At 46.5% G+C, this 1,595-nt stretch carries 1 protein-coding gene; it reads right to left on the reverse strand.

The genetic code is table 11. From position 1 onward, the window contains the following. Positions 1 to 1,595 (reverse strand): phospholipase D-like domain-containing protein (locus ACMHKJ_RS19160; RefSeq protein WP_413496418.1); only part of this gene is annotated, 1,595 nt, incomplete at both ends.

Genomic DNA, 1,595 nt, shown 5'->3' on the forward strand with positions numbered 1-1,595 from the left:
TCCACCAGGGTTAATTTGCTGTGCACGTATACTTGCTGCCATTGTTTAGAATCCGGGGAAACAAGCGTACAAATCATCGTCTCTAACCCCTCTATTTTTTCCGGCTGAATATCATCAGGGCTTTTAATGTTCTCATCCGGAATATAAACGCCCCAGTAACCGGATTTAGGTTTGTACTCCCGATCGTAAACGTGTTCTTTCATTAAATCCCGGCGCCCTAATTGTTCTAACATCTTATAGGTTTGATAGCCGCCCACTTCATTAGAAGTACCCACAAGCGGCTTTTCAGTGGAATTAGTTACAACAAAAAGATAAAACGGCGGTGGTTTAATGCCCTGTAACGCACTGTCAGTTTCAGCGGCCTGCAGAAAACGGGCGTTTCGCTCTTCAACCATATCACGCAAGTTTTTTGCGACAGAAGATAAACGAAAGTACTGGTTTTCAAAGTAAATATACCTGCGCGCATGTTTAACACCATGGTCATACGCTTTTAAAATGTCGTATTCGTTATGCCCGGGCTGGGTCCGGCAAATTTTTCCGCCCGTTGGCACTAATTCGTTGCCGGATAAAAAGGTATAGCGGGAATTGAGGGTTCTGATATGTTCCGGAGTCGGGGTGTAGTCACAGCGCGAGCGGCTTTTTCGCAGGGCAAGCTGCTTTGCATCCTCCGCCCGGCTTGCAAAGAGCGCATTGTCTTTTTCCCATGCAGTAACAAAGTTATGGTTTAAATCCCATAACACTTCACCATAGACACAATTTGATGTGTCCTGCCATGCAGTCGGACCATCCCTGCCACGGCGGGACGTTTCTTCATGGCGTAATTCAGAGTGCGCATCCTGATCCCAATATTCTGAATGCATATTGTGTCCCATCACAAAGCCGATTGCCTTTTCCGGCTCTTCATAGTCGATCAACACTACTTTTTGGTGATGTGTTGAGCCCCCCGCGAGCGCTGCCCAGCGGAGACTGAATTCAATTTCCTGTGGTGAGAATTCGTGATTCGTTTTTTCCGTCACTTCTTTGAGTCGTACGCCCGGTCTGTTCAACGGGATATCCCGTACCCGTACAGCTAAATTTTTGATAAAGCCAAACTGAGTTCTGCGGGTCCAGTTAATATCAAATTGGTATTGTTTATCGGTCTGGTAGTCCAGTTTTGCCCCAAACACAGCATAATCGGTCAGTTGGGTTGAACCGATGACAGGTTTTCCCCATCCGGGAAAGCTTTTTTCAGCAAATTTACCTATATGGTCAAACCAGACTAAAACGCGTACCTGCACACCTTCATTGGCTTTTTGTTCTAACAGCTCACCAATATTGGGGTATTGCCCTTCATTAGCATTGGAATTTCGTTCAAAATACATCGAGGGCTGAAATCCCCATGTAATAATATCAATCGATTTTCGGGCTTTCCGGATGGCTTCTGCCACAGCTGCAAATGTTTGTTCGCCATTAATCAGAGGCGAATAAGCAAACAAGCTCATCGGGTATTTTGTCAGCTCCGGTAGCCAGCTTGGTGTGATATGAGCGCCCATGCACTCAGAGACGGGCACCTGAATAATCGGCGGTGTTGCCGGAACAGGCAACTGCACGCCTAA

The sequence above is a fragment of the Morganella psychrotolerans genome (genome assembly GCF_965118875.1).
GTDB lineage: Bacteria > Pseudomonadota > Gammaproteobacteria > Enterobacterales > Enterobacteriaceae > Morganella > Morganella psychrotolerans_C.